Raw genomic sequence first — 24,679 nt, forward strand, 5'->3', positions numbered from 1 at the left:
GGTCAGAACAGCTGATCCGCATCGCCCTTCGCCGCCGCATCCGTCTCGCGGGCGGTCGCCGTGACCCGCTCGTCGAGAGATGCCGCGGCCAGCAGCGCCTCGTCGATGATCTCGCGGTCGGCCTCGGCATTCAGCCAGTCGTGCGCGAACGCGGTCGGGATGAGGACCGGCATCCGATCATGGAGTTCGGCGAGGTGCTCGGGCGCTGGACGCATCACGATCGAGTAGCACGTGACCCATTCGCCATCGGGCGTGCGCCCGCGCTGGGCCACCGCCGCCATGCCGAACAGCACCCCCTTGCCGAGGGTGAACTCGTGCCAGACCCGCTCGGGCTTGCGCATCTCGAACCAGCCGGTCGTAGGGACGATCGCGCGCGTCCTGAGCCCGCCAGGACGCTGCTGCAGGCGCTCGGAGCGCGTGTTGATCGAGGGGAACTTCGCCGGCTGGCCGTCCACCAGGTAGCCCCACCAGGCGGCTTCCAGCGCCGCCTCCCCATCGCCGGAGACGATCAGCGGGTTGAGGTTGCGCAGGTTCTTCCCGGTCGGACGCAGCGTCTCGCCGTCGTTCTGCTGCGCCCAGTCGCGCAGCCCGGCGAGAATCTCGGCGTCGGCCTCGGCCAGCAGCTCGGCGTCGGTGAACCGGGGATCGAGTCCGTAGCTCGCGCACATGCTCAGAGAGTACCGCCGGGCGCCGACATGCGCAGGAGGGGACCGCCTGCTCGGATAGTGTTCTCTGGTGACCCAGACGCGCCTGCCCGCCCCGGTCGCGCTGGGCGGCGCGGTCTCGATCGGCGCGATGACGGCGATCCAGGCCCGCATCAACGGTGTTCTCGGCGTCCGAATCGACGACGGCATCGTCGCCGGGCTCATCTCGTTCGGTGTCGGCCTGGTGATCCTCATCATCGTCACGGTCCTTCTTCCGTCGGCACGTGCCGGGGCCGGCCGGCTGTGGCACGGCGTGCGATCGCGCCGCATTCCGCCCTGGATGCTGCTCGGCGGCGCATGCGGAGCGCTCACGGTGTCCACGCAGGGACTGACGGCAGGCGTGCTCGGCGTCTCGCTCTTCTCGGTCGGCGTCGTCGCGGGCCAGACCGTGAACGGCCTGCTGCTCGACCGGCTGGGCGTGGGGCCGGCTGGAGTCGTCGCGGTGACCCCGGGACGCGTGCTGGGCGGCGCGTTCGCGCTCGCCGCGGTCGCGATCTCGCTGAGCGGCGACGCCATCGCGACCACACCGCTGTGGCTGCTGCTGCTTCCGTTCGCCGCCGGGGTCGGCATCGCGTGGCAGTCCGCCGCTAACGGACGGCTGGCGCAGCGCGTGCAGTCACCCATGACGGCGACCCTGATGAGCTTCGTCGCCGGCACAGCGGTGCTCGCGGTCGCGGCGGCGATCAGCGTGGCTGTGGGCGGGATTCCGGCGGCGCTGCCGACCGAACCGTGGGTGTATCTGGGCGGACTGCTCGGATTCGTCTACATCCTGCTCGGGGCGACGATCGTGGCGCACACGGGCGTGCTGCTGCTCGGACTCGGGTCTGTGCTCGGGCAGCTGCTGACCTCGGTCGTCATCGACCTGCTGTGGCCGGCGGCCTCGGTGCCTGCGGTGTGGCAGCTGCTGACGATGGTCGCGGTGGCCGTGGCATCCGTCCTTGTGGCGCTGCCGTGGCGGCGCCGGCGACGCTGAGGCCGGTCACTCCTCCGGCGGCATGCGGGTCAGCAGCGCTTCGGCATCGACCGCCTTGCGCCGGCTCGGCTTCTTGCCCGCGGGCTTGCCGCCCACGTAGAGCCAACCGAGCAGCTCTTCGCGCTTCTTCAGGCCGTGCGCCTTGGCGACCGCCTTGGTGCGGGTGTATCCGCCGGTGCGCCAGAACACACCCCAGCCGGCCTCATCCAGCAGCAGACTGAGCGTGTGCGCGACACCGGAGGCCACCGCCTCCTGCTCCCAGCGCGGCACCTTCCCGCTCTTGCGGAAGCTTGCGACGACGGCGATCAGCAGGGGAGCGCGCAGCGGCTTCGAGGACGGCTCTGACGAGCCGTCCGCCTTCGCGATCGCCTTCGCGAGTCGCAGACGGTCGTCGCCGCGCAGCTCGATAAGCCGCCATGGCCGCAGTGACGAATGGTCGGCGACGCGACCGGCCGCCGCCACCAGAGGCAGCAGCTCCTCATGCGTCGGCGCCTCGTCGGTGACCTTCGACCAAGACTGCCGCGCCAGCGCGGCGTCGAACGCGCTCACGCCGGTCAGTCTGCTTCGGGGGTGAAGTTCAGCGCCAGCGAGTTCATGCAGTAGCGGTCGCCGGTCGGCGTGCCGAAACCGTCGGGGAACACGTGGCCGAGGTGCGAGCCGCAGTTCGCGCAGCGGACCTCGGTGCGCTGCATGCCAAGGGTGTTGTCCTCGAGCAGCTGCACGGCATCCGGGCGGACCGACTCGTAGAAGCTCGGCCATCCGCATCCAGAATCGAACTTCGTGCCGCTCTTGAACAGCTCCGCGCCGCACGCGCCGCAGGTGTACAGGCCCGCGCGGGCCTCGTCGAGCAGCTCGCCCGTCCAGGCACGCTCGGTGGCTGCCTCGCGCAGCACCGCGAACTGCTCATCGCCGAGTTCCGCGCGCCACTGCTCGTCGGTCTTCTTCACGCTGTAGTCCATCAGTCCTCCTGGCCGTTGTCGGGCGAAGCCTCTTCCATTCTCCACCGTGTGGAATGCACGCGGGTCATCATGACGTGAGGAGACAATGGACGCATGACGGATGCCGTGCGGGAACGCTACGACCGGTTCGCGACAGAGGAAGCACCCGGACGGTCGGCCGTGTACGAGGACTGGGCACGCGGCGTGGCATCCAATCCTGATGTCCAAGCGGTGCTCGCGCGGATTCCCGACACACGTCGGCAGCCGCCGCTCGTATTCGCGGTGACGCGGATGCTGGGGGCGCCGCTCGCGGGCTTCGCGCAGTGGCGCCAGTTCGTGCTCGCGCACGCGGACGCCGTCGTCGAGGAGTGCTCCCGGCGGCGCGTGCAGACCAACGAACCGCTCCGACTCGCGCCCCTGCTGCCGGTGCTCTCCGAGATCGACGGACCCATCGCGCTGCTCGAGATCGGAGCCTCAGGCGGACTGTGCCTCTATCCCGATCGCTATTCGTTCCGGTTCGTCGATGAGGACGGGACGCCGCGCACGCACCTCGACCCGGTGGGAGGAGCCTCGACGGTCGTTCTGACGAGCCGGGTGCGTGGCGCGGTGCCGCACGTGCGGATGCCGGAGATCGTGTGGCGGGCGGGCATCGACCTCGACCCGCTCGACGCCCGCGATCCGCGCGACAGGGCGTGGCTGCAGGGACTCGTGTGGCCGGGTGAGACCGGACGCGAGGAGCGGATCGCCGCGGCGCTCGACATCGTGGGCGCCGATCCGCCGCTGATGGTGCGCGGCGACGCCATCGAGAAGGTCGCAGAGGTCGCGGCATCCGCACCACGCGACGCCACGCTCGTGATCACGACGCCCGGAGTGCTCGCCCACATCCCGCGGGTGACGCGCGCTGCGCTCATCGACGCCGTGCGCGCGCTGCCCGCACGATGGATCACGATCGACCCGCCGGGGCTTCACGATGCCTGGCAGCCGCCGGTGGATGCCGCGACCTGGCCCGGCTTCGTCGTCGCGCTCGACGGTCAGGTGCGGGCGGCGGCGGACCCATTGGGGCGCTGGTGGGAGTGGCGCGTCGATTCGGGTCGCACCCGCGCATAACCTGGGGTCATGCTCGGAGACCTCACCGATCGCGATCGCGCGATCCTCGCCCTGGAGGCGGCCTGGCCGCGCCACGGCGGAGCGAAGGAGGAGGCCATCCGCACCAAGTTGGGCATGAGCCCGGCCCGGTACTACCAGCTGCTGTGGCGGCTGATCGATACCGAGCAGGCACTGGAGCACGACCCGCTGCTGGTGCTCCGACTGCGGCGGCTCCGCGACAACCGGAGCGACAAGCGCGTTGCGCGGATGCGCGGGTTCGCCGGGTAACATCGACGCGTGCCCCAGCCCGTCAGAGACCGCTTCGACGATATCCGCCATACCTCCGGACGCATCGGCGCCCACCGCGCGGAGCAGCCCGGGATGAACGGCTGGGTCGTACTGCTGTGGTCGTTCGTCGCGGCACTCGTCCTCATCGTCGCCGGGATCTTCGTCGCCCTCGTGATGATGGGACGCATCACCCTGTTCCCCGCGGCGGAAGAGGTGATCACCCCCGCTCCGGTCGAGACCGGGATCGTCGACACCAGCTATTCGGTGCTCGTGCTCAACGCCACACCGGAGGAGGGGCTCGACGTCCAGCTGCGCGACACCCTGATCAACGCGCAGTGGCCTGCCGACCTCATCAACTACGGCGACGCCGGCACACAGGATTTCGCTGAGACGACCGTCTACTACGTGTCGGAGGCGGATCAGGACGCCGCACTGGGACTGGCGAACCTGATCGGCGGAGCGCAGGTCGAGCAGAGCGATTTCTACGCCGACCCGAACGACCCGGAGCAGAAGCAGCTCGTCGTCATCATCGGACTCGACCGGGCGAGCGCCGCTCCCGCGGAATAGGCGGCATCCGGCGGCTTGCACTCGAAGGGGGCGAGTGCCAGAATGGGCGTTAGCACTCTCTTACTGTGAGTGCTAATCAGAACGTCTACGTCCAGGAGGGACGACAAAACTCATGGCAAAGATCATCGCTTTCGATGAGGAGGCCCGCCGCGGCCTCGAGCGTGGCCTGAACATCCTCGCCGACGCTGTCAAGGTGACCCTCGGCCCGCGCGGTCGCAACGTCGTGCTCGAGAAGAAGTGGGGCGCCCCCACGATCACGAACGACGGTGTCTCGATCGCCAAGGAGATCGAGCTGGACGACCCTTACGAGAAGATCGGCGCGGAGCTCGTCAAGGAGGTCGCCAAGAAGACCGACGACGTCGCAGGTGACGGAACCACCACCGCGACCGTTCTCGCCCAGGCGCTCGTCCGCGAGGGCCTGCGCAACGTCGCCGCCGGCGCCGACCCGATCTCGCTCAAGCGCGGCATCGAGAAGGCCGTCGCCTCGATCACCGATGAGCTGCTCGCCAGCGCCAAGGAGATCGACTCGAAGGAGCAGATCGCCGCTACGGCATCCATCTCCGCCGCTGACTCCGAGATCGGCGAGCTGATCGCCGAGGCGATCGACAAGGTCGGCAAGGAAGGCGTCGTCACGGTCGAGGAGTCGCAGACCTTCGGCACCGAGCTCGAGCTCACCGAGGGCATGCGCTTCGACAAGGGCTACCTGAACCCGTACTTCGTCACGGATGCAGATCGCCAGGAGGCCGTGTTCGAGGAGCCTTACATCCTCATCGCGAACTCGAAGATCTCGAACATCAAGGATCTTCTCCCGGTCGTCGACAAGGTGATCCAGGACGGCAAGGAACTCGTCATCATCGCCGAGGACGTCGAGGGCGAAGCTCTTGCGACCCTCGTGCTGAACAAGATCCGCGGCATCTTCAAGTCGGCTGCCGTCAAGGCTCCCGGCTTCGGCGACCGTCGCAAGGCTCAGCTGCAGGACATCGCGATCCTCACCGGTGGTCAGGTCATCACCGAAGAGGTCGGCCTCAAGCTCGAGAACACCACGCTCGACCTGCTGGGTCGTGCACGCAAGGTCATCATCACCAAGGACGAGACCACCATCGTCGAGGGTGCCGGCGAGACCGAGCAGATCGAGGGTCGCGTCACGCAGATCCGTCGCGAGATCGAGAACACCGACAGCGACTACGACCGCGAGAAGCTCCAGGAGCGTCTGGCCAAGCTCGCCGGTGGCGTTGCCGTCATCAAGGCGGGTGCCGCGACCGAGGTCGAGCTCAAGGAGCGCAAGCACCGCATCGAGGACGCCGTCCGCAACGCGAAGGCAGCCGTCGAAGAGGGCATCGTCCCCGGTGGTGGCGTCGCGCTCATCCAGTCCGGCACCAAGGCGCTCGACGCTCTCGAGCTCGTCGGTGACGAGGCAACGGGTGCGAACATCGTCCGCGTCGCGATCGAGGCTCCGCTGAAGCAGATCGCCCTCAACGCCGGCCTCGAGCCGGGCGTCGTCGCGCACAAGGTCGCCGAGCTGCCGACCGGTCAGGGCCTCAACGCCGCGACCGGCGAGTACGTCGACATGTTCGGCGCTGGCATCATCGACCCCGCCAAGGTGACGCGCTCGGCGCTGCAGAACGCAGCCTCGATCGCCGGTCTCTTCCTCACGACTGAGGCCGTCGTCGCCGACAAGCCCGAGAAGGTTGCGGCTCCGGCCGGCGACCCCACGGGTGGCATGGACTTCTGAGTCCAGATCCACATCGGGAAGGCCCTCGAACCGCAAGGTTCGGGGGCCTTCCTCGTGCTTCGACAGGCTCAGCAGTCGGAATGCGGTCGCTGAGCCTGTCGAAGCGTCCGCAACCTCACTGCCGGAACAGGCTGGCAGAGTACTGATCAGCGTCCGAGTACTGCGTCGCGGCGGACCCGAGCGCGACGCCGATCGAATCCAGCACCTGTTCCACGTGCAGCTGCGCCGCGGCCCACTGATCGTTGCAGCCCTGGAACGCCGCGGATGCGGCGCCGGTCCAGGAGGACTGCAGCTGCGTGAGCTGCGCCTTCAGCGCCTGCGATTCGCTGCGCAGCCGCTCGATCGTGCCTCTGGTCGCACCGTGTGCGGCGAATACGGCCTCGGTGTCGACGGTGTAGACGGACATGGGGACTCCTCTCGTCGGAGTTCACACGTTAGGCGGCGCCGCCGGCTCCCGAACCGCACGGAACCGGCATCCGTGGACGACGCCGGAGATTCCCGATCCGTGCAGAACGGGTCACATGTCGTCGAGGTCGATCCGCTCGAGCGGCTGAGTCTCCTCGAGCAGATGCTCCGGCGTCGCCTGCGCCGGTGCCAGCGGAAGAGTCACGGTGAAGGTCGCGCCGCCGCCGGGGGTCTCATCCACCCGTACCTTGCCGTGCAGAGCCGTGACGATCGAGGCGACGATCGCCAGTCCCAGGCCGGATCCGCCGGTCTCACGAGCGCGAGAGGTGTCTGCCCGCCAGAAGCGTTCGAAGATCTGCTCCCGGATCTGCGGCGGGATGCCCTCCCCGTGATCGACCACCGAGATGCTGCCGGTGCCCGCCGCCCGATCCGAATCGACGACGAGTTCGATCGGCGCTTCGTCCGTGGAGAAGCGTCGTGCATTGCCGAGCAGATTCGCGACGACCTGGCGCACCTTGTTCTCGTCGCCGAGGACGATCGGCGGCGTGCGGACGGGGGTGTCCTCCGCCTCGCTGAAGTCGATCTGGGGCATCTGTTCTGTGTTGCGCGACCGGCGGCGCAACCGGGCGAGCGCACTCGGCCGGGGTTTGGCTGCCGGAGCCTTCAGCGCCGGCAGCGTCGGCATCGGACGCGTCATGGGGGCGGCTTCCGCCGTGCGGTCGATGACCGTGATCGTGCGCCCGGGGGCTGCAGCGCGCACGTCCAATGCGGCGTCACGCGCGATCGGCCGCAGATCCAGCGGCACGAGGTGCAGCTCGGGTTCTTCGTCGAGCCGTGCGAGATCGAGCAGATCCTCGACGAGCACGCCCATCCGGATCGCCTCCTTCTCGATGCGCTCCATCGCCCGTGCGGTGTCCTCCTCGCCGCGGATGGCGCCGATCCGGTACAGCTCGGCGTATCCGCGCACGCTCACCAGGGGAGTGCGCAGCTCGTGGCTCGCGTCGCCGATGAACCGTCGCATGTGCTGCACGGTCCTGTCGCGCTGCGCGAGTGAGCGATCGATGCGCTCGAGCATCGTGTTGATCGCGAAGTTGAGCCGGCCGACCTCTGTGCTGGGTTCGAGGTCGGTGAGGCGCTGGCTGAAATCGCCGGAGGCGATGAGCATGGCTGTCGATTCGACCTGGCCGAGGCGGCGGAACGTGAGTGTCACCAGACCCCGGGTGAGCAGGGCCGCCACCAGGATCGTGACCAGGGCGACCGTCGTGTACACGGCCAGGTACTGGCTGATGACGGTGTCGGCCTCTTCCAGCGGCAGCGCGACGAACTGCGTGTAGAGGGTGCCGTCGTCGCCCGGCACCACCGCGACGGCGCCGTGGAAGTCGCGGCCGTCCGCACTGCTGAGCGGGATGGTCTGTCCCTCCAGTGCGTGCGCCTGGTCGAGGGCGAGCGAGGAGTGGAACGCGGGCGCGGATGCGCCGGTCGCCCCTCCGGCCTGTGCGAGGAAGGAGCCGTCGGCCGCGTACACGGCGAAGCTGTAGTCGGCGGAGCGCGGGGCGCTCTCGGACATCACGAGTCGCTGCGTGCCGTCGACGGTCTCGACGTCGAACCACCGGCTGACCAGATCGCTGGCGGCGAGAGAGGGCAGCTGCGCGTCGATGTTCCGGATCAGCGAATCGCGCAGCAGCGGCACAGTGCCGATACCGGCGGCCACGAGTCCGAGCGCGAGTACGGCGACGGTGACACCGGTGACCTTGGCGCGCAGGCTGATGCGTCGCCACCAGCTGGTGACCGCGTCAGGCTTCTGCGCCATGCGCGCTCCCTTCGCGGACTACTTGCCCACCTTGAGCATGTAGCCGAAGCCGCGCTTGGTCTGGATGACCGACTCCTCGGTGAACGGGTCGATCTTGCGCCGCAGGTACGAGATGTAGCTCTCGACGATGCCGGCATCGCCGTTGAAGTCGTACTCCCAGACGTGATCGAGGATCTGGGCCTTCGAGAGCACACGGTTGGGGTTGAGCATCAGGTAGCGCAGCAGCTTGAACTCGGTCGGGCTGAGCTCGATCGGCTCCTTGCCGACGAAGACGTCGTGGGTGTCCTGGTCCATCGAGAGCTCGCCGGCACGAATGATGGACTCCTCGTCGGCCTGCATCGTGCGCCGCAGGATGGCCTGCGCGCGGGCGACGATCTCGTCGAGCGCGAACGGCTTGGTGACGTAGTCGTCGCCTCCGGCGTTCAGCCCCTCGATCTTGTCCTGCGTGTCATCCTTCGCCGTGAGGAAGAGGATCGGGGCGGTGAATCCCGCGCCGCGCAGACGCTTGGTGACGCTGAACCCGTTCATGTCGGGCAGCATCACGTCGAGGATGATGAGGTCGGGCTCCTCCTCGAGCACGGCGGAAATGGTGGCCGCGCCGTTCGCGACGGTCTTGACCTGGTACCCGGCGAAGCTCAGACCGGTGGACAGCAGGTCACGGATGTTCGGCTCGTCATCGACGACCAGGATGCGTGCATCAGTCATGACCCCATTATGGTGACTTCAGCCATGCGGCGGCTGATCATCTTGCGGAGCGCCCGGATTGTCGCCCACGGCGGATGCTACGGCGAGGGCGATCGCCGCGGACACGGATGCTGCCGGATCGACGGTCAGGCGATGCAGCAGCAGTCCGTCGCATGTCGCCATCACGAAGCGGGTGTGCTGCTCGGCCGCGTCCCCGCCGAGGGCGAACAGGGTCGTCCCGATCCAGCTCTCGAAACCGCGTCGCTGCGCGTGCAGGGGAGCCGCGGCATCCGGGTCCGCCTCCAGGAACAGGGCGTACCGGGCGCGAGTGCGCGTCGCGTAGGCACCGGACTGCAGCTCGACCATGCTCGTCAGCGCGGATGCCAGTTCAGCCGCCGTGCGGATCTCGGGGATGCCGGCGTCGGCGCGCTCCTGCTCGGCGATCCAGGTGATGACACCGGCGACCAGCGCCGCCCTGGTGCGGAAGTGATTCGACGTCGATCCGCGGGGGAGGCCGGCCGCGGCATCCACCCGTGCGTGGGTCAGCGCGCGAACGCCGTCGCTGCCGACCACATCGATCGCGGCATCCAGCGCGCGCAGACGGGTGCTCATGACGTGATCCTAGCGGGCAGACTACTTCTCTAGTGACATAACACTATGAACGTAGTAAAATCGAGGCCACGAGGGGACAGCACAACGAAGTGGAGGTCTCACGATGAACGCATTCGCACCCCGCGGCGAACCGACCGGCACGACGACCTGGTCGCCGCCGCTGCCGGACGCACCCGGATTCGAGCACTCGATGATCGAGACGCCAGGGCTGCGCACGCACGTGGCGTCCATCGGCGAGGGCGATCCGGTGGTGATGCTGCACGGGTTCCCGCAGCACTGGTGGGAGTGGCGCCGGGTCGCTCCTGTGATCGCCGCGGAAGGCCACCGCGTGATCTGTCCCGATCTGCGAGGTTCGGGGTGGACGTACGCGGCTAACCCCGGATTCGGTCCGGAGACGCAGATGGTCGATGTCGTGGCCGTCCTCGACGCACTCGGCGTGGAGCGCGCGCATTTCCTGTGCCACGACATGGGAGCGATCTCCGGAATGCAGCTGTCCTACCGGCATCCGGAACGCGTGCGCACGATGGTGCAGCTGTCCGTGCCGCCGGGTTTCATGGAGTTCACGCCCAAGATCATGCCGGCTTTCGCCCACATGCCCGCGCTGATCATGCACCGCGAGGGCAGATCGCTGCGCGGCCTGTTCGGACCGCGTTACGCCGCCCGACCGATGAGCGATGCGACCGTGGATGCGTACCTCGCAGTGCACGGGCGTCCGGAGGTCGCTCGAAGCGTCGCCTCGATGTACCGCGGAATGGTCGTTCCGATGTCGATGCGACTCATGACCGGCGTGTACAAGCGCATGCGACTGCTCCCGCCCACACTGGTCGTCTTCGGCCGCGCCGACGGTCCGTTCGCCGAGCCGACCGCCCGGCGCATCTGTCGCAACAGCGACGCGCACGCCGACCGGTTCGAGCTGGCGTTCGTGGAGGACGCGGCGCACTTCGTCGTCGACGACGCACCGGATGCCGTCACCGCACTCGCTCTCGACTGGTTCGCGAGCGAGGGGTAGGGGGTCAGGCGGCTAGGGCGTCGGCGTCCAAGATTGTGTAGCTGTAGCCCTGTTCGGCGAGGAAGCGCTGGCGGTTCTGCGCGTAGTCCTGGTCGACCGTGTCGCGGGCGATGAGCGTGTAGAAGCTCGCCGTGTGGCCGGACTGCTTCGGCCGCAGCAGGCGTCCGAGGCGCTGGGCCTCCTCCTGCCTGGATCCGAACGACCCCGACACCTGGATCGCCACGGAGGCCTCCGGCAGGTCGATGGAGAAGTTCGCCACCTTCGAGACCACGAGCAGCTCGATCTCGCCCTCGCGGAACTGCCGGTACAACTCCTCGCGCTCGTCGACCGGCGTCGCGCCGGTGATCTGCGGAGCGTCCAGTGCGTCCGAGAGCGTCTCGAGCTGGTCGAGGTACTGACCGATCACGAGGATGCGCTCGCCGGGGTGCTTGGCGATCAGCTCGCGCACGGCGTCGATCTTCGCGGGAGCGGATGCCGCGAGCCGATACCGCTCGTCGTCGGTGGCCGCGGCGTACTCCAGCCGGTCGTCCGCCGGGAGGTCGACTCGGACCTCATAGCAGGCGGCTGGGGAGATGAACCCCTGCGCCTCGATCTGCTTCCACGGCGCGTCGAACCGCTTGGGGCCGATGAGGCTGAAGACGTCGCCTTCCCGGCCGTCCTCGCGCACGAGGGTCGCGGTGAGGCCGATGCGGCGGCGGGCCTGCAGGTCGGCGGTGAGCTTGAACACGGGGGCCGGCAGCAGATGCACCTCGTCGTAGACGATGAGGCCCCAGTCCAGGGCGTCCAGCAGCGCCAGGTGGGCGTACTCGCCCTTCCGCTTCGCCGTGAGGATCTGGTAGGTGGCGATCGTGACCGGCTTGATCTCCTTGGACTGGCCGGAGTACTCGCCGATCTCCTCAGGGGTGAGCGATGTGCGCTTGAGCAGCTCGTCGCGCCACTGACGCGCCGAGACCGTGTTCGTCACGAGGATCAGCGTCGTCGTCTTGGTCGCGGCCATGGCGCCGGCGCCGACGATGGTCTTGCCGGCTCCGCAGGGGAGCACGACGACGCCGGAGCCGTCCTTGGAGAAGGCATCCACGGCATCCTGCTGGTACGGACGGATCTGCCAGGTGTCCTCGGCGAGCTCGATCTCGTGCGGCGTGCCGGGGGTGTAGCCGGCGAGGTCCTCTGCGGGCCAGCCGATCTTCAGCAGCTCCTGCTTGATCTGACCGCGCGCCCACGCGTCGACCACGAACGCGTCGGGGGCCGGGTGACCGATCAACAGCGGCTGGATGCGCTTGTTGTTCGCCACCTGCGCGAGCACCGCGGGGTCGGTGGAGCGCAGGATCAGGGTGCCCTCGTCATCGCGCTCGATCACGAGACGCCCGTAGCGGTCGACGGTCTCGCGCAGATCCACCGAGACGGACGGCGGCACGGGGAAGCGCGACCAGCGGTCGAGCACCTCGAGCATGTCATCGGCGGTGTGTCCGGCGGCACGGGCGTTCCACAGGCCGAGCCGCGTGATCCGGTAGGTGTGGATGTGCTCGGGCGCCCGCTCGAGCTCGGCGAAGATCGCCAGCTCGTGGCGGGCCGTCTCGGCGTCGGCGTGCGCGACTTCGAGCAGCACGGTGCGGTCGCTCTGGACGATCAGTGGGCCATCAGACATAGCGATCCAGTTTACCGGTCTCTACTCGGAAGCGGGGTCGACGACGCGGGCGGAGCGGATGCTCCTGACCGGAAGCGTCCGTTCGACATCTGCCGCGCGGTCCCTTCCGCGCAGCCTGCCGCCGCCCAGGCCGCTGGCCTCGAGCTGCAGTTCGCGCGTCGAGCCGTCCGGCATGAGGATCTCAACGTGCAGCACGGCCTTCGCGCGCACGGCGGCCTCGAGTTCGCGGTCCAGCCAGGCCGCGTCGGCGTCCGGCCCCTGCTGTGCCCGCAGCCGTGCGATCAGCGCGCCGTAGCCGTGCGCGGCGGGCGGTTCGGATGCCGGGACCGGGTTGCGGTCGACGACGAGGGGCTGCCCGTCGGCGCCGACGATCATCGCCGGGTACCGCGCGTCGGTCAGCGTCCAGAAGACGGTGTCGCGGCCGACGCGCGAGCTGAGGCCCTCGGCATCCCGTGACAGCGCGAGCGGACGCAGGGACTGGTCGACGCCCATCGCATCGAGAAGCGTGGCATCCGCGCTCGACACGCGCGTGCTGCCCGACCAGTCGGTGAACACGCGCACCAGCCCGTGACGCTGCGCGGTCTGCATGACGAGGTATTCGAGCGGCTGCGGGATGCCGGTGAGCGAGATCTCGCCGAGGAAGTCGAGGACCGACGCCGCGGTCTCGCCCGTGGTCAGGGCGTGCGCGATCGACTCGGCCGTGAATCGGTACGACGAGGCCTGCGCCGCCGACTCGCGCGCGGCGATCCCGCGCAGACGCACGTCCAGCGCGGGCTTGAGGGGGCCCGGTGCGATCGCGGTGAGGTCGTTCTGCAGGAAGATCTTGTCGACCTCTGTCGGCAGCATCCGCTCGAGCCCGGTGGCATCCGCACGCTGCCCGAGTCGCAGCGGGACGGCCCACTGCGGTTCGGTGCCGTCTGCGGTCACGAGGCCGAGCAGGGTGGCGCGGGCCCGGATCGCTGCGCATCGCTCGCCCCACGCCGGATCCCACGGGTGCTGCCGGGGCCAGCGGGAGAGCGGCAGCCAGCCGCCGTCCTCGGTTCGCAGGCCGCGGGGGAGGGAGGCTCGGAAGGCTTCGGCCAGGGCGGTCCATCGATCGGATGCCGCGAGCCGCAGCCAGGCCTCGCCGGCAGCGGTCTGGCGGAGCTTGCGGTCGCCGGTGGCGAGGATGCCGGCAGCGACGGCGATCGCGACGAGATCGTCGAGGATCTCGGCGGGCGTGCCCGCCTCGGCGATGCGGCGCTTCTCGCCCGCAGCGAGGTTGCCGCCGGTGAGCAGCGACAGCGGTGTCTCGGCGGCGAGCAGCACGAGATCGGCGATGGCCCCGACGCTCGTGAAGGCGCGTTCTGCGGCGCGCGCCTCCGACCGCTCGTCCGCGGGGAGCGGATCTGTGAGATCGTCCTCTGCGGGCAGTTCTCGTGCGGCGACGACGTCGGCGACCGGGGGCTGCGGGGTGCCGTCCGGGCGCAGCAGTGCGAGGGCGAGGAGAGCGGCTGCCTCCGTGCCGGGATCCTCTCCCTCGACCGCTCCACGCAGGGCGCGTGCTTCGGCCAGGGTCAGACGCGGCAGCATCCGCTCGATCGAGCCGGTGTCGAGCAGGGCTTCTGCCGCGTCGAAGAAGTCCGCCCATGGGGCGTCTTCGCGCACGCCGCGCGCTTCGAAGAGCGCGGCCAGCTGCGCGTCGGGCGCAGCGGCCAGCCACACGGCGAGCGGGCGGGCGTGCGTGCTCATGTCAGCGGCGCTTGGCGGCGCTGCCCTTCCGCACGAAACTCATGATGAGCAGGGCGATGATCATGACGAAGGCGGCCGGAAGGCCCCACAGCGGGACTGCGGCGACGATCGGCCAGAGGTCCTCGCCGAAGGCATCCTGACTCATTCCGGTGGCGCTGCCGATGATGATCGCGAAGAAGCAGATCACCGAGAGCGCGGCGAGCGTCAGCGCCGCGAAAGCGAGGAAGCGATCCAGCCGACGGACGGGAACATCGGGGCCGGAATTCTGCGTGCTCATCCGTCTCAGCCTAGTCCCTGGAACACCGGTAGGCTGGGGTGGGGCGCGAATGCGCGCGCCTCATTTCGGCTCCATCACACAGCGAGGTTCTCCCATGCCCACCGGCAAGGTCAGGTTCTACGACGACGAGAAGGGTTTCGGCTTCATCGCCAGCGATGACGGCCAGGACGTCTTCCTGCACGCCTCTGCCCTGCCCGCCGGCGCCACGGTCAAGTCCGGCGCCCGCGTGGAGTTCGGCGTCGCCGACGGCAAGCGCGGACTGCAGGCACTCTCGGTGCGCGTCCTCGATGCCCCGGTCAGCCTTTCGAAGGCGAAGCGCAAGCCCGCCGACGACATGGCGATCATCATCGAGGATCTCGTGAGGCTTCTCGACGACATCGGCGGCGACCTCCGTCGTGGCCGCTACCCGTCCAGCAGCCACGGCCGCAAGGTCGCCGCTGTGCTCCGCAAGGTCGCCGATGACCTCGACGCCTGAGCCCGATGAGCGCCTGATCGGCGCGCACGATGTCGCGCTCGCGGCGCTGCAGGAGATCACCCCTGCCGCCACGATCGGTCCTGCTGCCGGTTACCTGGTCGAAGAGGACGGATCGGTGTCGCTGCGGTTCGAGAACCGCCTCCCCGGATACCCGGGCTGGTACTGGACCGTCACTGTGGCGCGCGTCGAGGATGCCGAACCCACGGTTCTCGAGGTCGAACTGCTCCCCAACGAGGGTGCCCTTCTCGCGCCCGAGTGGGTGCCGTGGGCCGAGCGTCTCGCCGAGTACCGTGCGCATCAGGCCGAGCTCGCGGAGCAGGCTGCCGCTGCCGAAGAGGAGTCGGGTGAAGGTGTCGACGCCGATTCCGACGATGCCGACGAGGACGAGTCCGACGACGACGATCTCGATGAGGACGACGACGCGGACGAGCCGGACATCCTGCACGCCGGTGATCTGGACGGCGTCGACATCGACGAGCTCGATGACTCCGCCGTCGATGATGAGGATGCCGACGAAGACTCTGATGAGGACGTCGACGAGGACGAGTCCGAAGGCGATGATTCGGACGACGCCGAAGAGGAGTAGTGCGCGCTGCTCATTCCTGCGTCGCGCTGCTCGTTCCTGATGCGCGCTGCTGATTCCTGTCGGCGCTGCTGATAATCACGCAGCGCGAGCAGGAAGTGACAGCGCGACAATCTGTGGCATCCGCTACATCGATCGATGGCGCGGATGCCACGAAGTGCAGCGCTCAGGCGCCGCTGTTCTCCAGCGCGTAGTCGATCGAACGGATCAGCTGGCGGACGTCATCCGGCTCGATCGAGACGAAGGTCGCGACCCGCAGCTGGTTGCGTCCGAGCTTGCGGTACGGCTCGGTGTCGACGATGCCGTTGGAGCGCAGCGTCTTGGCGATGCCGGCCGCGTCGATGCTCTCGTCGAAGTCGATCGTGACGACGACGGGGGAGCGGTGCGCAGGGTCGGTGACGAACGGCGTCGCGACCGAGGATGCCTCGGCCCAGTCGTACAGCGCCTGCGACGACTCCGCGGTGCGGGCGCCGGCCCAGGCGAGACCGCCGTTGTCGTTGATCCATCGCAGCTGAGAGTCCAGCAGGTGGAGCGTCGCGAGAGCGGGCGTGTTCAGTGTCTGGTTCAGGCGCGAGTTGTCGACCGCGTTCTTGAGGCTGAGGAACTCCGGAATGTAACGACCGGATGCCGCGATGCGCTCGATCCGCTCGATGGCGGCGGGCGACACGGCGGCGACCCAGAGGCCGCCGTCGGAGCCGAGGTTCTTCTGCGGTGCGAAGTAGTAGACGTCGGCCTGGGTGATGTCGAAGTCGATGCCGCCCGCGGCGCTGGTCGCGTCGACCACCGTCAGCGCGCCCTCGGCGGCAACGCGCTGCACGGGGGCTGCGACGCCGGTGGAGGTCTCGTTGTGCGGCCAGGCGTACACGTCGACGCCATCGATCACCTCGGCGGCCACGAGGGAGCCGGGTTCGGCGCTGCGCACGTCCGGCGCCTCGAGCCACGGGGCGGCGGCGGCCTTGGCGAACTTGCCGCCGAACTCGCCGAACGTGAGGTTCTGGCTGCGACGTTCGATGAGGCCGAAGGCCGCGGCATCCCAGAACGCGGTCGATCCGCCGTTGCCGACGATGATCTCGTATCCGTCGGGAAGGCGGAACAGGTTCGCGAACTGCTCGCGGACGCTGCCGACGAGGTTCTTCACCGGGGCCTGACGGTGCGAGGTGCCCAGGATGCTGGCGCCGGCCGTCACGAGGGCCTCGAGCTGCGCGGGGCGCACCTTCGAGGGGCCGCAGCCGAAACGGCCGTCGACGGGCAGGAGGTCACGGGGAATCTCGATCGCCATGCGTCGATTCTAGGCGCGCGTCGCGTCCGCGAAATCCACTGTTTCCCCGTCTGACGTCGCCCGGGGAATGTAGGCTTGCCTAAGAAGACCCGGAGGGCCCAGATGACGGACTTGATCGATACGACGGAGATGTATCTCCGCACCATCCTCGAACTCGAGGAGGAGAACATCGTTCCCCTGCGGGCGCGCATCTCCGAACGCCTCGGGCATTCCGGGCCCACCGTCTCGCAGACGGTCGGCCGCATGGAACGCGATGGTCTCGTCGTCGTCTCAGAGGATCGCACGCTCGAGCTCACGGATGCCGGGCGCCGCAAGGCCGTCGACGTCATGCGCAAGCACCGGCTCGCCGAGCGTCTGCTGTCCGATGTGATCGGTTTGGACTGGGCGTTCGTGCATGAAGAGGCCTGCCGCTGGGAGCACGTCATGAGCGAGCAGGTCGAGCGTCGCCTCGTCGAGCTTCTCGGGCACCCCACGGAGTCGCCGTACGGCAACCCGATTCCCGGACTCGACCAGCTGGGCGACGTGCCTGCGCGCACGTTCGACGAGGGCGTCGTCGGACTGGTCAAGAAGCTGAATGATGCTGAAGAGCCCATCGAGGGCACGGTGCGTCGTCTCGCAGAGCCAGCGCAGGTCGACCCCGAGCTGCTGCAGCAGCTGCGCGAGGCCGGCGTGGTTCCCGGAGCGCGCGGCAACTACCGCTACAGCGAGGGCTACGTGCTGATCCAGATGGACGGCAACGACGAGGGGCTCGAGCTCCCCGTCGAGCTGGCATCGCACATCTTCCTCATCGGCGAACCCGCCTGATCTCAGGCGCCGGCGCCCTTCCCGGAGGATTGTCAGGCTGCCAGGGTGACATGATCGTTATCTTCCGGTAACCTCGGTCAGGTCGTCAGCGAAGAAGCCCGCCGTCGACAACCCCGTGAAGATTGCCTCTCCGGCTCGTCGTCTCCGCGGTCAGATCGCACAAAGTACCCCGAGTAGTGCCCCGAGAAGCAGAGTGCCGACGAGCCAGCGCACCCGAGCGCCGAGGCGCAGGAGGATCACCTTTTGGCCGCAGACATCGAACCGACCACGACATCTGAAAAGACCCTGAAGCGCAAGCGCATCGTTGTGCCGCGCGACGCCGCTCGCAAGATGGTCAAGCCGATCCGCTCGATCGCGATCTTCGGTGCCGTCGGAGCTCTTGTCGCAGCCGTCGCGCTTCCCGCATACGCCGCTTCGTCCAGCCCGCTGGACGCGACCGCGACGCTGCAGCAGGTCGCCGCTGACGACGCGCAGTCCCTGGTCGTGGCATCCGAGGCCACGGCCGCTCCGATGCAGCGCTCCACCTACAGCGCCACCACGCCCGAAGAGATCGAGAAGAAGAAGGCCGAAGAAGCCGCTGCCGCTGCCGCCGCCGCGGCTGCCGCTGCGGCCACAGCCTCGGCCTCGTCCCCGATCGACGTCAGCAACTACGCGATGACCGCGGCCGGCTCGGGCGAGGTCCGCTATCCGCTTCCGCAGGGTTCCTACATTCAGGGCCGCACGGTCGGCTCCGGCCACCAGGGGGCCGACATGCTCGCACCGGCCCGCACTCCGATCTACGCCGCTACGTCTGGCGTCGTGCGCGTCTCGAGCGAGAGCTACTCCGGCTACGGCGTCGGCGTCGCGATCGACGGGGTCGTCGGCGGGCAGAGCGTCTCGACCGTGTACGGCCACATGACCTACGGATCGCGACAGGTCCAGGCCGGACAGCACGTCGAAGCAGGGCAGCTCATCGGACTCGTCGGCAGTACCGGACGATCGACGGCCAACCACCTGCACTTCGAGGTGCACATCGGCGGCGGCCTGTACGAGCCGTACGCATGGCTGGCAGCCAACGCCGGCTGACTCTTTCTCGGCATCCGACACACGCCTGAGTGTTCACCCGTCGTTTCACCATCCTTCGGCGGGATGGGCTAACCTGATCCCGTCGTCGCACGGACGGGAGAAGCCGATGGAACGAACACCGGGCATCCGCACCATGGATGCACTCGGTCGTTACGTCCTTCGGCATTGCCCGCAGGGATGCACTGAGCTTGTCGTGTGCAAAAGGCGCTGTCCGTAGGACGGCGCCTTTCTTCGTTTCTGCGTATCGTCTGTCGTCTGCGCGGCGTCGTGTGAGTCGAGAGTGCCGGGAAGCCGTCCCGGCGGATCGAGAGGATGACGATGCGCACACTTGTTCTGAACGCCGGGTACGAGCCGCTCGCGGTGGTGTCCTTCAAACGAGCTCTGGTGCTCGTGATGAACGACAAGGCCACCGTGGTCGAACGCGTGGAGGGCGATCCGGTCTGGGCAGCAGCCGGGGCCTTCGACCGTCCTGCCGTCATCATCCTGTCGAGATACGTCCGCGTGCCGATGAGCAGACGCGTACCCGTCACCAGGCGCGGGGTGCTGCGCCGGGACAACCACCGCTGCGGATACTGCGGCAAAGCGGCATCCACGATCGATCACGTGCTGCCTCGCTCGCGTGGGGGAGCGGACTCGTGGGAGAACCTCGTGGCCTGCTGCCTGCGATGCAACAACGTCAAGAGCAACCGGACCCCGCAGGAGATGCGCTGGGAGCTGCGGTTCATTCCGCGTCCGCCGCACGGCGGCAGCTGGACTGTACGAGGCACCGAACGCAGCGACCCCTGCTGGGAGCCGTACCTCGCCCTGGCGGCGTGACGACCAGGGCAGAATGGTCCGCATGACCAGGGGTCTCATCGTGATCGACATGCAGCGCGGCTTCGACGACCTCGATTTCTGGGGGCCGACGTCCAACCCGGACTGCGAGGAGAACGTCGCACGTCTCATCGGCGAGTGGCAGCGCACTGGCGAGCCGATCGTCATCGTGCGGCACGATTCGGAGTCGCTTGCCTCTCCGTTGCACCCGGAGAATCCAGGCAACGCGCTGGTGGATGCCGTCGCCGCTGCGGATCCGGCGCTGTTCGTCGTCAAGAGCGTCAACTCCGCGTTCTACGGATCGCCGGATCTGGGCGGGTGGCTCAGGGCGGAGTCGATCGACGAGCTCGTGATCTGCGGCATCCAGACGAACATGTGCGTGGAGACGACGGCTCGGATGGCGGGAAACCTGGGCTTCTCGACGACGGTGGTGCTGGATGCCACGCGTACGTTCGATCTGTCCGGCGAAGTGGTCGGGGTCGGTGTGGTGCAACGTACGGCAGAGGAGCTGATGGCGAACACTGCGCTCGTGCTGCAGGAGGGCGGATTCGCGAAGATCGCCGCGACCTCCGACGTCATCGGGGCCGACGCGCCTGGGTAGACTGGTCGGGCCAGCCTCTGTAGCTCAATGGAAGAGCAGTTGCGTCCTAAGCAAACGGTTGGGGGTTCGAGTCCCTCCAGGGGCACCTTCGATCCTGCCTGCGGACCAGGTTCCGAGAATCCACATAAGCACTGTTCCGGCGATCACCCTCTGTGGGAGGATCATGCCGTGGCCATTCGTGTGAATGCTGACAACTTCGTCCGTGCCGAGACGGATCGGATGTTCCATGACCTGCAGGAAAGTGCGGGCGGGATCAACCAGTTCCTGCATAATCGCGAACCAGCAGCGATCGACAGGCAGACCGTTATCCGGTTGAACCGCGACACCCTCTACAGCTTTGCCGTCGTCGACGTGGGTGGTGACACCACCCTTTCGCTTCCGGACCCGGGCGAGCGGTACCTGTCGGCGATGGTCGTCAACGAAGACCACTTCGTTGAGGCGGTCTTCCACAGTCCCGGCGCACATGACCTTCGTGCCGACGAACTGGGGAGTCGGTACGTGCTCGTCGCCGTTCGGATCCTCGTCGACCCCGCCGACACGGAAGACATCGCGGACGTGGTGGCGCTTCAGGACCAGATCACGCTGACGAGCCGTTCGGCGGTGCCCTTCGAGCATCCGGAGTACGACACCGCGTCCTTCGATGAGACCCGTGACGCGTTGTTGTCCCTTGCCCGCAACTTGACCGGCTTTGATCGCATGTTCGGAACGAAGGACGATGTTCATCCCGTGCGGCATCTCATCGGGACGGCGGCCGGGTGGGGCGGCCTGCCGACGAGCGAGGCCGCTTATGTCGGCGTCGATCCTCACCTGCCCGTCGGGCAGTACGAACTCACCGTGGCCGATGTCCCCGTCGACGGATTTTGGTCCGTCTCGGTCTATAACGCGAAGGGCTTCTTCGAACCGAACGCCCGAGACGCCTATACCGTCAACAACATCACCGCAGTCAAGAACGCTGACGGATCGACGACGGTCCGTTTCGGCGACTATCCGGCGGATACGCCCAACGCGATCCCGATCACGGAAGGGTGGAACTACCTCGTCAGGCTCTACCGTCCGCGCCCCGAGATCACGAACGGCAGTTGGGAGTTCCCCCGGATCGACGCGCTGAGCTGACACGCCCCGGCTCCTTGCCCGCAGCCGGCCGCTGCCACAGGATGAGCACGTGACTTCCTACGTGCGCCCCTCGATCGACGTGCCGGTGTTTCGTGATGTCGATGGTCAGGTCATCGACTACGGCAGCAGGTGGAACGGGTCGCCACCGGAAGACACCTACTCGGTTGGCACTCATCCAGAACGCTTCGCGCCGCTTCACCTCATCGCCGACACGCTCATCACCCACCTGCGCGAGACCTACGACGTTGAAGTCACCGAAAGAGTTGAGGTGGCAGCCGATCTGATCCACCCCGCGTACCACGACGTGGTGCGCGCCGTACGGATACAGCCGAACGATCAGACGCGCGCATCGCTGACACTCGTCCTCACCGCCTACCCCGGCGTCTACATGCACGCGGGCCTGCTCCACGACTTCCACTACCCCGTCTGCGGCTGCGACGCCTGCGACTCGACTTGGGAGGGGGAAGCCGATGATCTCGAGCGGCAGGTGCTCGCCGTCGTCACCGGCAACTACCGCGAGCGCATCGAACGCGGTCGCCATCCATGGGTCGACTACGTGTTCACTCATCCCGATGGCGCGAGCTCGGGACGATCTCGCGCCCAGGACCTGCCGGCGGATCGCCTCAAAGCCGCGAGATCCATCCTCGGCGACCTCTCCGACGGATGGACTGCCTGGCCGCGTTCGGCTTCGGTCTCGTGATCACTCGCACAGGCACGCCACGTTCGATCAGAACGGCCAGATGAGCGGCACGAAGAGCACCGAGACTGCCAGGTAGAGCACGGCGAGCGGGAGCCCGAGCTTCCAGTAGTCCCCGAAGCGGTAGCCCGCCGGCTCCATGATCATCATGTTCGCCGGAGTCGCGATCGGAGTGAAGAGCGCAGCGGCCCCCGTCACGGTGAGGGCCATGAGGAACGGCAGAGCCGAGACATGCAGGTCGGCGGCGAGAGCGAGGGCGACCGGGATCATGATGAGCACGGTCGCGGTGTTGCTGATGAGCTGACCGAGGATCAGCGTGATGACGCAGATGAGCAGCAGCGCGAGGTGCGGGCCGGCGCCTCCCAGCATCCTGAGCAGCCCGTCGGCGAGCAGGTCGGCCGCTCCCGTGCTCGTGAACGCGGTGGACAGCGGGATCATGCCCGCCACGAGCACCACGGTCGTCCACGAGATCGCCCGGTAGGTCTCCCTGACGTTCAGAACCCGGGTGAGAACGACGGCGAGTCCTGCCAGGAGTGCGGCGACCGCGGGCGGGACGACGCCCGTCGCCAGCAGAATCACCATCGCGGCCAGGATGACGATGGTCCGGCGTGCACCGCGCCCGAGCGGGACGGTGCGACGCAGTTCGTCCGGCGTGTCCACGACGATCACGTCCGGCCCCGACGTGTGCCTTCTGAGGTCCTCCCAGCTCCCGCTCAACAGGAGCTGATCGCCCGCCTCGAGCGTGGTCGACCGGCCCCGCAGGATCTCCCCGCCCCGACGGGCGGCGACGATGACGAGGTCACCGCTGGGGGAGACCATCCCGGGGAAGACATGCGTGCCGATCAAAGACGATCGTGGGGCGACGAGGACTTCGGTCACCCCGTTCGCCGTTCCGACGAGGGGAACCTCGCCCGTCGCGAGGTCGTAGTGCTTCTTGAGCAACTGCGCGTGGCCGCTCAGATCCGGGGCGAGAGCGCTCGGCACCCGCTCCGGGACGAGCCGGTTGCCGAAGAGCATCACGATCAGCAGAGTTCCGACCACGAGCGGAACACCGACGATCGTGAACTCGAAGAACCCGAACGGTCGCCCTGCCGCATCGTTCGCCGCCTCCGAGACGATGATGTTGACCGGCGTTCCCGTCAGGGCGAGCATCGAACCCGCATGGGCGGCGAACGCGAGCGGAAGCAGCAGTCGCGAAGGCGCGATGCCGCTCCGAACCGCGACCACGACCACCAGCGGGATGAGCGCCGCCACGGATCCGTTGACGCTGATGAGAGCGGTGAGCGCGGCGACGAGCAACATGATCATGATCAGCAGCCGACGCGGTGACGGCCCCGCCCGACCGATGACCTGGTGCGCCGCCCATGTCGTCACTCCCGTTGCATCGAGCGCCTCGCTCACGACGAACAGCGCTGCGATGAACAGCACCGTCGGGTCGCCGAAACCGGCGAGCGCATCGACCAGATCGAGCACGCCTGTCGCCCAGAGCGCGATCGCGACGCCGATCGCCACCGCTCCCAGTGGCACACGGTTGCTCAGGAAGGCGATCACTGCGAGCGCGAGGATGCCCAGCGTCGCAGCGATCGGATCCATATGCGTGCCTTCTGCCTGTGTCAGCGCTCAGAAGAGCGCGGCGACCACGAGGATGACGATCGTGACTCCGGCCAGGATGCCCATCAGTGGCAGCACGAAGCGCCCGTACTTGTTGTAGCCGACGCCGGCGAGTGCGATGCCTCCCATCAGGACGGCGTTCGTTGGGATGATCATCCGCATCCACCCGGCTCCCGTCGCCCACGAGGTGATGACGAGGTCGTGCCCGACGCCGGCGAGATCTCCCAGCGGAGCGAGCAGCGGCATCGCGAGCGCCGCGTGCCCGGATGACGAGGGCACGAGCGCTGCGAGACCGGCGTTGACGACGAACACGAGGCCCGCGAACACCCCCTCGGACGCGCCGACGACGGCGTTCTCCATCGCGTTGAGCAGCGTGTCGATCGTGTCGGTGTTGTTGAGGATGACCGTCACGCCGCGTGCGAGCATGACGACGATGGCAGGGCCGATGAAGTCGCCGGCACCCTTGGCGATGGCCTGGCTGATGCCCTTCTCGCCGAGCCCGCCGACCAGTCCGACGAGGATCGTGCCGATGATGAACAGCGCTGTCAGCTCGGGGAACCACCAGCCCAGCTCCCACGCGAAGGGGTAGTCCTGCTCGACGGGCAGCACGCTCGACCACGGGATCACCGAGAAGATCATGACGAGGAACACGAGCGCGGTCACCACGAGCGTCCACTTCTGCCGCGTGGTGAGCGGTTCCGGGGTCGTGGGGCCCTCCACCCCATCCGTCTCACGCTCGAGGATGGAGCGGGACGGGTCGGCCTTGACGCGCTCCGCGTAGCGGATCACGTACAGGATGGTGATGGCGGTGAGCACGACCCAGAGGATGACGCGCAGCACGATGCCGACAGCCAGTCGCCGAGCCGGAACGTCACTCCCGTCCGCGACAGCCCCTCACCGATCACGAAGAGCGCCGCGATGAGAACGACGTTCGGATCGGCGAAGCCGGCAAGGGTCTCCGGCACCGTCAGCACGCTGATCAGCGGCAGTGCGACGATCACCAGCAGCGCGACGGCATCCATGCGAGGCCGCCCGATGGCGAACAGCGCGATCGTCACCGCCAACAGCACCAGGACCACGATCAGGTCCACGCTCATCAGAACCTCCACCTCGACCGGCATACGGCGGGCAACTGTGCGCAGCATGCTATCGCGATGCGATCGCGCTGTGTTCTGGT

28 protein-coding genes and 1 tRNA gene are annotated in these 24,679 nt (G+C 68.0%); 15 read left to right on the top strand and 14 right to left on the bottom strand.

The genetic code is table 11. From position 1 onward, the window contains the following. Positions 1-2: 2 nt before the first annotated feature. On the bottom strand, positions 3-668 hold the full coding sequence (locus tag MAE01_RS12030) for an SOS response-associated peptidase family protein (protein WP_147039803.1): 666 nt from the start codon (positions 666-668) through the stop codon (positions 3-5). A 67-nt stretch (positions 669-735) separates the two neighbouring features. On the opposite strand from MAE01_RS12030, the gene MAE01_RS12035 reads away from it, so the two are divergent. Next, complete coding sequence (locus MAE01_RS12035; protein WP_147039804.1) at positions 736-1,677, top strand: DMT family transporter; 942 nt, start codon at positions 736-738, stop codon at positions 1,675-1,677. Between the two features lie 6 nt (positions 1,678-1,683). Here the strand turns inward: MAE01_RS12035 and MAE01_RS12040 are convergent, their stop codons facing one another. Both MAE01_RS12040 and msrB read right to left on the bottom strand, forming a co-directional pair. Next, a complete protein-coding gene (locus tag MAE01_RS12040; protein ID WP_147039805.1) occupies positions 1,684-2,226 on the bottom strand; it encodes a nitroreductase family protein in 543 nt (180 codons plus the stop codon). Between the two features lie 5 nt (positions 2,227-2,231). Beyond that, positions 2,232-2,636, bottom strand: a complete 405-nt coding sequence (msrB, locus tag MAE01_RS12045) for a peptide-methionine (R)-S-oxide reductase MsrB (RefSeq protein ID WP_147039806.1) — start codon at positions 2,634-2,636, stop codon at positions 2,232-2,234. A 93-nt stretch (positions 2,637-2,729) separates the two neighbouring features. Here msrB and MAE01_RS12050 point away from each other — a divergent pair, with 93 nt between their 5' ends. The 4 genes from MAE01_RS12050 to groL all read left to right on the top strand — a co-directional run bounded on the left by MAE01_RS12050 (position 2,730) and on the right by groL (position 6,288). Next, a complete protein-coding gene (locus tag MAE01_RS12050; protein WP_147039807.1) occupies positions 2,730-3,722 on the top strand; it encodes a DUF2332 domain-containing protein in 993 nt (330 codons plus the stop codon). Between the two features lie 9 nt (positions 3,723-3,731). Then, positions 3,732-3,989, top strand: coding sequence for a DUF3263 domain-containing protein (locus MAE01_RS12055; RefSeq protein WP_147039808.1), 258 nt, complete (start codon positions 3,732-3,734; stop codon positions 3,987-3,989). A gap of 9 nt (positions 3,990-3,998) precedes the next feature. Then, on the top strand, positions 3,999-4,556 hold the full coding sequence (locus tag MAE01_RS12060) for a LytR C-terminal domain-containing protein (protein ID WP_229718277.1): 558 nt from the start codon (positions 3,999-4,001) through the stop codon (positions 4,554-4,556). A 112-nt stretch (positions 4,557-4,668) separates the two neighbouring features. After that, positions 4,669-6,288 carry a chaperonin GroEL gene (groL, locus tag MAE01_RS12065; protein ID WP_147039809.1) on the top strand — a complete coding sequence of 540 codons (1,620 nt, stop codon included), beginning with the start codon at positions 4,669-4,671 and terminating at the stop codon, positions 6,286-6,288. Positions 6,289-6,403: 115 nt separating this feature from the next. Here the strand turns inward: groL and MAE01_RS12070 are convergent, their stop codons facing one another. The 4 genes from MAE01_RS12070 to MAE01_RS12085 form a co-directional block, all read right to left on the bottom strand. Further along, complete coding sequence (locus MAE01_RS12070; RefSeq protein WP_147039810.1) at positions 6,404-6,694, bottom strand: WXG100 family type VII secretion target; 291 nt, start codon at positions 6,692-6,694, stop codon at positions 6,404-6,406. Positions 6,695-6,805: 111 nt separating this feature from the next. Beyond that, entirely contained in the window at positions 6,806-8,503 is a 1,698-nt protein-coding gene (locus MAE01_RS12075; RefSeq protein ID WP_147039811.1) for a sensor histidine kinase, read from the bottom strand. 18 nt (positions 8,504-8,521) lie between these two features. After that, positions 8,522-9,208 carry a response regulator transcription factor gene (locus tag MAE01_RS12080; protein WP_147039812.1) on the bottom strand — a complete coding sequence of 229 codons (687 nt, stop codon included), beginning with the start codon at positions 9,206-9,208 and terminating at the stop codon, positions 8,522-8,524. Between the two features lie 18 nt (positions 9,209-9,226). Beyond that, positions 9,227-9,799 carry a TetR/AcrR family transcriptional regulator gene (locus MAE01_RS12085; RefSeq protein ID WP_147039813.1) on the bottom strand — a complete coding sequence of 191 codons (573 nt, stop codon included), beginning with the start codon at positions 9,797-9,799 and terminating at the stop codon, positions 9,227-9,229. A 103-nt stretch (positions 9,800-9,902) separates the two neighbouring features. Between MAE01_RS12085 and MAE01_RS12090 the strand changes: the two genes are divergently transcribed. Beyond that, a complete protein-coding gene (locus tag MAE01_RS12090) occupies positions 9,903-10,808 on the top strand; it encodes an alpha/beta fold hydrolase (RefSeq protein ID WP_147039814.1) in 906 nt (301 codons plus the stop codon). Between the two features lie 4 nt (positions 10,809-10,812). Here MAE01_RS12090 and MAE01_RS12095 read toward each other — a convergent pair whose 3' ends face one another. Genes MAE01_RS12095 through MAE01_RS12105 form a run of 3 tightly spaced genes read right to left on the bottom strand, consistent with a single transcriptional unit; the run spans position 10,813 to position 14,461 of the window. Then, entirely contained in the window at positions 10,813-12,453 is a 1,641-nt protein-coding gene (locus tag MAE01_RS12095; RefSeq protein WP_147039815.1) for a DNA repair helicase XPB, read from the bottom strand. A gap of 21 nt (positions 12,454-12,474) precedes the next feature. Continuing rightward, the gene (locus MAE01_RS12100; protein ID WP_147039816.1) at positions 12,475-14,184 is read right to left on the bottom strand and encodes a helicase-associated domain-containing protein; all 1,710 of its coding nucleotides are present in this window, start codon (positions 14,182-14,184) and stop codon (positions 12,475-12,477) included. Position 14,185: 1 nt separating this feature from the next. Continuing rightward, positions 14,186-14,461, bottom strand: coding sequence for a multidrug ABC transporter ATPase (locus tag MAE01_RS12105; protein ID WP_147039817.1), 276 nt, complete (start codon positions 14,459-14,461; stop codon positions 14,186-14,188). Between the two features lie 94 nt (positions 14,462-14,555). On the opposite strand from MAE01_RS12105, the gene MAE01_RS12110 reads away from it, so the two are divergent. Next, positions 14,556-14,936 carry a cold-shock protein gene (locus MAE01_RS12110; protein WP_147039818.1) on the top strand — a complete coding sequence of 127 codons (381 nt, stop codon included), beginning with the start codon at positions 14,556-14,558 and terminating at the stop codon, positions 14,934-14,936. After that, positions 14,920-15,522, top strand: a complete 603-nt coding sequence (locus MAE01_RS12115; RefSeq protein ID WP_147039819.1) for a DUF3027 domain-containing protein — start codon at positions 14,920-14,922, stop codon at positions 15,520-15,522. The genes MAE01_RS12110 and MAE01_RS12115 overlap by 17 nt, the downstream gene beginning before the upstream one ends. Before the next feature lie 163 nt (positions 15,523-15,685). On the opposite strand, the gene serC is transcribed toward MAE01_RS12115, so the two are convergent. Beyond that, positions 15,686-16,798, bottom strand: a complete 1,113-nt coding sequence (gene serC / locus MAE01_RS12120; protein WP_147039820.1) for a phosphoserine transaminase — start codon at positions 16,796-16,798, stop codon at positions 15,686-15,688. Positions 16,799-16,900: 102 nt separating this feature from the next. Here serC and MAE01_RS12125 point away from each other — a divergent pair, with 102 nt between their 5' ends. From MAE01_RS12125 to MAE01_RS12155, 7 genes are all read left to right on the top strand, one after another. After that, positions 16,901-17,602: an iron-dependent transcriptional repressor DtxR gene (locus MAE01_RS12125; RefSeq protein WP_147039821.1), complete on the top strand. Its 702-nt coding sequence runs from the start codon at positions 16,901-16,903 to the stop codon at positions 17,600-17,602. 243 nt (positions 17,603-17,845) lie between these two features. Further along, a complete protein-coding gene (locus tag MAE01_RS12130) occupies positions 17,846-18,667 on the top strand; it encodes a M23 family metallopeptidase (RefSeq protein WP_229718278.1) in 822 nt (273 codons plus the stop codon). Between the two features lie 318 nt (positions 18,668-18,985). Continuing rightward, the gene (locus MAE01_RS12135; RefSeq protein ID WP_147039822.1) at positions 18,986-19,483 is read left to right on the top strand and encodes an HNH endonuclease; all 498 of its coding nucleotides are present in this window, start codon (positions 18,986-18,988) and stop codon (positions 19,481-19,483) included. Between the two features lie 22 nt (positions 19,484-19,505). Continuing rightward, complete coding sequence (locus MAE01_RS12140) at positions 19,506-20,081, top strand: cysteine hydrolase family protein (RefSeq protein ID WP_147039823.1); 576 nt, start codon at positions 19,506-19,508, stop codon at positions 20,079-20,081. Positions 20,082-20,094: 13 nt separating this feature from the next. After that, a tRNA-Arg gene (locus MAE01_RS12145) sits at positions 20,095-20,166 on the top strand. Between the two features lie 83 nt (positions 20,167-20,249). Continuing rightward, on the top strand, positions 20,250-21,194 hold the full coding sequence (locus tag MAE01_RS12150; RefSeq protein ID WP_229718279.1) for a DUF1214 domain-containing protein: 945 nt from the start codon (positions 20,250-20,252) through the stop codon (positions 21,192-21,194). Between the two features lie 49 nt (positions 21,195-21,243). Next, positions 21,244-21,894, top strand: coding sequence for a DUF6226 family protein (locus tag MAE01_RS12155; protein WP_147039824.1), 651 nt, complete (start codon positions 21,244-21,246; stop codon positions 21,892-21,894). Between the two features lie 27 nt (positions 21,895-21,921). Here the strand turns inward: MAE01_RS12155 and MAE01_RS12160 are convergent, their stop codons facing one another. Genes MAE01_RS12160 through MAE01_RS12170 form a run of 3 tightly spaced genes read right to left on the bottom strand, consistent with a single transcriptional unit; the run spans position 21,922 to position 24,599 of the window. Continuing rightward, on the bottom strand, positions 21,922-23,484 hold the full coding sequence (locus tag MAE01_RS12160) for an SLC13 family permease (protein WP_147039825.1): 1,563 nt from the start codon (positions 23,482-23,484) through the stop codon (positions 21,922-21,924). Between the two features lie 27 nt (positions 23,485-23,511). After that, entirely contained in the window at positions 23,512-24,318 is an 807-nt protein-coding gene (locus MAE01_RS12165) for a YfcC family protein (protein WP_186806232.1), read from the bottom strand. Beyond that, positions 24,288-24,599, bottom strand: a complete 312-nt coding sequence (locus MAE01_RS12170) for an SLC13 family permease (RefSeq protein WP_147039827.1) — start codon at positions 24,597-24,599, stop codon at positions 24,288-24,290. The genes MAE01_RS12165 and MAE01_RS12170 overlap by 31 nt, the downstream gene beginning before the upstream one ends. Positions 24,600-24,679 lie beyond the last annotated feature (80 nt).

The organism is Microbacterium aerolatum (assembly GCF_007988825.1).
Taxonomy (GTDB): Bacteria; Actinomycetota; Actinomycetes; order Actinomycetales; family Microbacteriaceae; genus Microbacterium; species Microbacterium aerolatum.